The sequence below is a fragment of the Bradyrhizobium sp. 31Argb genome (assembly GCF_043638955.1).
Taxonomy (GTDB): Bacteria; Pseudomonadota; Alphaproteobacteria; order Rhizobiales; family Xanthobacteraceae; genus Bradyrhizobium.
The window spans coordinates 1-5692 of record NZ_JBEGDB010000393.1 but is presented as its reverse complement, the minus strand read 5'-3'; the positions used below and the strand labels follow the sequence as shown (position 1 = coordinate 5692).

Annotated in this window: 5 protein-coding genes; all 5 read left to right on the top strand. The window is 64.4% G+C overall.

Annotated elements, in window-relative coordinates:
- Window positions 1–463: 463 nt before the first annotated feature.
- The 5 genes from AAFX91_RS38300 to AAFX91_RS38280 all read left to right on the top strand — a co-directional run bounded on the left by AAFX91_RS38300 (window position 464) and on the right by AAFX91_RS38280 (window position 5618).
- Window positions 464–1870: a cell wall hydrolase gene (locus AAFX91_RS38300; RefSeq protein ID WP_394569949.1), complete on the top strand. Its 1407-nt coding sequence runs from the start codon at window positions 464–466 to the stop codon at window positions 1868–1870.
- A 270-nt stretch (window positions 1871–2140) separates the two neighbouring features.
- On the top strand, window positions 2141–3391 hold the full coding sequence (locus AAFX91_RS38295; protein WP_282526941.1) for an MFS transporter: 1251 nt from the start codon (window positions 2141–2143) through the stop codon (window positions 3389–3391).
- Between the two features lie 157 nt (window positions 3392–3548).
- The gene (locus tag AAFX91_RS38290) at window positions 3549–4535 is read left to right on the top strand and encodes an MDR family oxidoreductase (RefSeq protein ID WP_394569948.1); all 987 of its coding nucleotides are present in this window, start codon (window positions 3549–3551) and stop codon (window positions 4533–4535) included.
- A gap of 104 nt (window positions 4536–4639) precedes the next feature.
- Window positions 4640–5227, top strand: coding sequence for a hypothetical protein (locus tag AAFX91_RS38285; protein ID WP_130580416.1), 588 nt, complete (start codon window positions 4640–4642; stop codon window positions 5225–5227).
- A 157-nt stretch (window positions 5228–5384) separates the two neighbouring features.
- Window positions 5385–5618 carry a DUF6894 family protein gene (locus tag AAFX91_RS38280; protein WP_225118947.1) on the top strand — a complete coding sequence of 78 codons (234 nt, stop codon included), beginning with the start codon at window positions 5385–5387 and terminating at the stop codon, window positions 5616–5618.
- Window positions 5619–5692: the final 74 nt, after the last annotated feature.

The window sequence follows — 5692 nt, the reverse complement described above, 5'->3', positions numbered from 1 at the left end:
AAACTACTTCGCCGTCGTCGCCATTGCCGCCACTCTGCTCTGGATAAGGTAACTGTCCACACGGCCTAGAGCGTGATCCGATCAGGCTGCTGGACAATTGAATCAGAGCCCACCCCACGTCGTTGCGAGCGGAGCGAAGCAATCCATGCCGCCACTCGGCGAGAGATGGATTGCTTCGCTCCGCTCGCAATGACAACGGATAGAGCCGCTGACACGTCCCGAGCATCTTCACGCGGTGAAGACTTTCTTCACCACGTTCGTTGACCTCATATTTACCACTTTCATCCGCGAGGCATTTACCAATGCATTCGATGCGTCGCGCAAAATCTGTGCGATCTCTTGTGTGTAGCGGACAAGCCACGCCGATTAACCCCGCGGCAACCTAAATTCGATACCAACAAATTTGGTCGAATTGCACGGATGGACTGCGTTCGGTCGTTGTAAGCGTTGCGTGAGCGTATCGATGTTAGTGTTGCGTAACCATCCGAAGGGCGCACGGTTCGCGCTCTTCGGACTCGGTCTTAGCATCTTCGCATTGATGCCGACCGAGATCGGATATCAGGACATCGCGTCACTGCTTGCCCGCCAGCCCGGGGTCGCCGAGCGCTGGCAGAAGCGCATGTTCTCCGCCATGGGCACGATCCACGTCGCCGCCTACAGTTTCGGCCGACCGATCGGGACGTCCTCGCCGCAAGTTGCCACCTATCGGCTGGCGCGGCTCGACAGCCAGGGCGGCGACCTCACCGGTTCCATCACCCGCAACCCGATCGTCGCGCAGCCGCCGCGCTACGCCGCCTCCGATTTCCCCACGGTCGATCGCACGCTGAAGGGCGATCGTCTCGCCGTCGCGCCCCCGGCTGAAGCTGCGCCCAGCGAGTCCGCGCCTGCAAGCGAAGATCCCTCGACCTCGAACTCTTCGGTCAGGGGCATGAAGACCGCTGCGCGCGCACCCGCCGCACATGTGCCGCTCGATCCGGAATTGCAGGACGCGCTGAACGCGCCGCCATTGCCGCAATATGCGCCGTCGCAGCCGGCGTCACCGACGGCCGCTCCCGAGACGGCGCCTCCGGCGCGCGATGCGTTCGCGTTCAAGACCTCAAACCTGTTCTTCGGCTCGTCGCTCGGAACGCCCGAGACCATGGAGCGCTGGCAGCCGGGCGAGGAGCCGACGATCGTCGCGCCCGATGCCTCGCCCGATCCGGACATGAAGGCGATGGCCTCGCTGCCCGTCGATGCCGACGGCCCGGTGCGCGCCGGCGATATGGGTGAGAGCATTGCGCCGAAGGGCGAGGTCAATGCCGACGACCAGCACGCCAAGACACCGGCCGAGCGGCTCGGCCTGTTCGACGAGAAGTCGCGCGCCAAATCCGAAAAGTGCCTTGCCGAAGCCGTCTATTTCGAAGCGAGGGGCGAGGCGGTGCGTGGCCAGATCGCGGTGGCGCAGGTGGTGTTGAACCGCGCTTTCTCCGGCAAATATCCGACCACCGTCTGCGGTGTGGTCTACCAGAACAAGTACCGCCACTTCGCCTGCCAGTTCACCTTCGCCTGCGACAACGTCCGCGACGTGATCCGCGAGCCTGATATGTGGGACCGCGCGCGGAAGATCGCCAAGGCGATGCTGGATGGCCGGCTCTGGCTGCCCGAGGTCGACAAGTCGACGCACTATCACGCCTATTGGGTGCGCCCGTCCTGGGTCAGCGAAATGAAGAAGACGTACAAGTTCGGCGTCCACACCTTCTATCGCCCGCGCGCCTGGGGCAATGGCAGCGACGCGCCGAGCTGGGGAAACCCGGCCGAGACCGCGGAGATCTCGGCAGAGCTCGCCGAGGCCGCGCAAAGCTCCGCCGAGCAGGCCAGCGCAAAACGGTAGCTCTCTCGTCGTCCTCGCGAAAGCGAGGACCCATAACCACAGGCCGTGTGCTCCGCTGCAACCACTTGCTTGTGCCACAACACCTCGCTGTGGCTATGGGTCCGGGGTTCGCCGGGACGACGGCAGAGTGTTCCCATCATTCTGCAGGGCTGCCCTGCGTTGAAATTTTTCTCTCCGGCCCCTTGGGGTTTTCATGCAAATGCATTAACTCCCTGTAACCTTTCGTCCGGCGGGTGGGACCGCCCATGATGTAGCATGCAGGGGGAATTGATGGCTGTGACCACCGGCGACCTTCGGCCTTCCTCCGGTCTCGATAGCTGGCGCACGCCGCTGATCATCATCATCTGCGGCTGCGCGATCGCGCTGCTCAGCTTTGGGCCACGCTCGGCGCTCGGCTTCTTCGTGCAGCCGATGAGCCGCGAATTCGCCTGGGGCCGCGACGTCTTCGGTCTCGCGCTGGCGCTGCAGAACCTATTGTGGGGACTGGGCCAGCCGATCGCCGGCGCGATCGCCGACCGCTTCGGCATCGTGCGCGTAATGATCGTGGGCGCGCTGCTCTATGCCGGCGGCCTTTACATGATGCGTTATTCGGCAACGCCGCTGTCGCTCGACATCGGCGCCGGCGTGCTGATCGGTTTCGGCCTGTCCGGCTCCTCGTTCAATCTGGTGCTGTCGGCCTTCAGCAAATTGCTGCCGCCGGAAAAGCGCGGCCTCGCGCTCGGCGCCGGCACCGCGGCGGGCTCGTTCGGCCAGTTCCTGTTCGCGCCCTTCGGCGTGGCGATGATCGATAATTTCGGCTGGCAGGCCGCGCTGACCGTGTTCGCCGCGCTGATGCTCTTGATCGTGCCGCTGTCGCTTGCGATCGCGACGCCGCGGGCGGAAACGACCAACGTGCCGGCCGCCGACCAGCAGTCGTTCAAGACGGCGCTGGCGGAAGCGTTCGGCCATCGCTCCTATGTGCTGCTGGTGCTCGGCTTCTTCACCTGCGGCTTCCAGCTCGCTTTCATCACCGTGCACCTGCCGGCCTATCTCGTTGATCGCGGCATTCCGACCTCGACCGGCGGCTGGGTGATCGCGGCGATCGGCCTCTTCAACATCATGGGCTCGCTCGGCGTCGGCTGGCTGCAGAACTTCTTCCCCAAGCGCTACATCCTGTCAGTGATCTACTTCACCCGCGCGCTGGCGACCGTTGCCTTCATCTCGTTCCCGATCACGACGTTCTCCGCGGTCGCCTTCGGCGCGGTCTCTGGCTTGACCTGGCTGTCGACGGTGCCGCCGACCTCGGCGCTGGTGGCGCTGATGTTCGGCACGCGCTGGTTCGCCACGCTCTATGGCTTCGCCTTCGTCAGCCACCAGGTCGGCGGGTTCCTGGGCGTCTGGCTCGGCGGCATCGTGTTCGAGCAGTATGGTTCCTACACGCCGATCTGGTGGCTCTCGATCCTGTTCGGCGTGCTGTCGGCGCTGATCAACCTGCCGATCGTGGAGGCCCCAGTGTCGCGCCCGGTTGCGCAGCCGGCCTGATGCGATAAACAGCATCCCGCACAAATTCGTCGTCATGCCCGGGCTTGTCCCGGGCATCCACGTCTTTAAAGTCGAGCGACACCCAAGCACGTGGATGGCCGGGTCAAGCCCGGCCATGACGCGGGACTAGATCAACGCGAGTACGGGAGGATCCATCGTGGCGACGTTCAAGGCGATCAGGATCGACAAGGCGGACAAGGGTACGACCGCCGCGCTCACGCAATTCGACGACGCGGAATTGATGGATGGCGACGTCACCGTCCGCGTCGAATGGTCGACGCTGAACTACAAGGACGGCCTGGCGCTGACCGGCAAGGCGCCGGTGGTGCGGCGCTTCCCGATGATCGCCGGCATCGATTTCGCCGGCACCGTCGAGCAGTCCTCGCATCCCGACTGGAAGGCAGGCGACAAGGTCGTCTGCAACGGCTGGGGCATCGGCGAGACCCATCTCGGCGCCTATGCCGAGAAGGCGCGCGTCAAGGGCGACTGGCTGGTGCGTCTGCCCGACGGGATCTCGGCGCGCGATGCGATGGCGATCGGTACCGCCGGCTATACCGCGATGCTCTCGGTACTGGCGCTGGAGGACCACGGGGTGACGCCCAAGAGCGGCCCGATCGTGGTGACGGGGGCCGCTGGCGGGGTCGGCTCAGTCGCGACAGCCGTGCTGTCCAAGCTCGGCTATCACGTAATCGCCTCCACCGGGCGGCAAGCGGAGGCAGCCTACCTCAAGGGCCTCGGCGCCGCCGAGGTGATCGACCGCAGCGAATTGACCGGCCCGGTCAAGCCGCTCGCGAAGGAGCGCTGGGCCGGCGGCGTCGACAGCGTCGGCTCGACTACGCTCGCCAACATGCTCTCGATGACCAAGTATGGCGGCGCCGTCACGGCGTGCGGGCTTGCCGCCGGCATGGACCTGCCTTCCTCGGTCGCTCCGTTCATTTTGCGTGGAGTGTGCCTTATCGGCATCGATTCGGTGATGTGCCCGATCGAAGGTCGCAAGCGGGCCTGGAGCCGCCTCGCCAGCGATTTGGATAAGGCAAAACTAGCTGATATCACTCACGAAATCGGCCTGGACGAGGCCATCTCGTACGGCCCGAAAATCCTTGCGGGCGAGGTCCGCGGTCGGATCGTGGTAAAAATAGTCTGACGGCGTTCAGAATTTACCAACCAAGCTGCTCCAATGTTGCCTTGGTTGGTATGGTAAGCAGCGGGTAAAGGCGGTGTGCCCGCGCTGGGTAAGTGGAGTGGCTCATGCTTGCGCGTCTGGTATTGGGGACGGTCGTGGCCGGCGCGATGGCCGCGCCTGCGTTGGCGGGATCGATGAGCGCCGAAGAGGCCAGGCGATTTGTCGCCGGCAAGGTATTCGCCTTCACCTGCTTTGACGGCACCCGCGGCGCGGGTCGCATCCTCGACGACATGGGCGCCGCCGGCTCGATCCAGTTCTCCGGCTCCGGCCCGATTCGCCATGTCAGGTTGCCGGGCAATACGCTGCAGGTTCGCGGTCAGGCCGTCTGTGCCTCGCTGAAAGGCCTTCCGTTCGAGCCCTGCTTCAACCTCGACAAGCGCGACGATCGCTCGTTCCGCGGCTCAGTCTCGGGCATGGGCTTTGCCTATTGCGACTTCCGCCACCAGGGCGGACAGCAGATGCTGTTGGCGCGCGCGGTGGCGCGGCCGCGTTCGCTGCGCCCCTCCCAGACGACCCGCTCGGCCGACGCCTCCCGCGCCGAAGTGTCCGCGCGCGTCGAGACGCCGCCTGTCGAGCGCACCAGGCTCGAGCCGGTGAAGCCCGAACCGGCGCAACCGGAAGGCGCGGCGGAATTGCGCCGTTCGACCGATTAGCTGGAATCATCGGTCCCACCGACTTCGTTTGATCGAGGCGACAACGTGGCGGCGAAGACCCGTAGTGATACGGGCTCGCGAATTCATGGCTTGGTAGCGTCTAATCTCTTAATCTCCACCAGGACGGCCGGGGGTGGGCGCAACAACTGAGTTCCACATGCCGCAATATTTCTTCAGGATCAGCCATGGTCGCTTCGCGGGCGCGTCCGATCAGGGGTCGGAATTCGAAAGCCGTGAGGCCGCATGGGCCGAGATGACCAAGGTCAGCGGCAATCTTCTCGGCAGCATCGCACGCAGCCTCAAGCAGGACGCCGAGTGGCAGATGGAGCTGATCGACGAGAGCAAGAAGCCCGTGTTCAGAATCCGCCTGATCGCGGAGTCGGTGGATTAGGCCGTGTGGACTCTTGGGAGTCTCAAATCAGATTGAACGTGATTCAAGGCTTTCTTTTAGGAGGAAGCCTTGGG